Genomic DNA, 260 nt, shown 5'->3' with positions numbered 1-260 from the left:
CCGACGTCCGGCTGAGTGGCTGGCTGCACAATCGGCGCGACCTGGGCGGCATCCTCTTCATCGATCTGCGCGATCACCACGGCATCACGCAGCTGGTGGCCCGTCCCGGCACGCCCGCGTACGAGGCCCTGGACAAGATCACCAAGGAGTCGACGGTCCGCGTCGACGGCCAGGTTGTTTCACGTGGAACCGAGAACGTGAACCCCGACCTGCCCACCGGTGAGATCGAGGTCGAGGTCGGCGAGGTCGAGCTGCTCGGC

The 260-nt window shown here is 67.3% G+C and carries 1 protein-coding gene; it reads left to right on the top strand.

Annotation, left to right across the window (positions count from 1 at the left end; genetic code table 11):
• The coding region (locus tag BEK98_RS47315; protein ID WP_244202323.1) for an OB-fold nucleic acid binding domain-containing protein at window positions 1-260 on the top strand (260 nt) is incomplete at both ends.

Origin of the sequence: Streptomyces diastatochromogenes, assembly GCF_002242805.1 — a bacterium.
Lineage (GTDB): Bacteria > Actinomycetota > Actinomycetes > Streptomycetales > Streptomycetaceae > Streptomyces > Streptomyces diastatochromogenes.
This window is presented reverse-complemented; position numbering and strand designations above follow the sequence as displayed.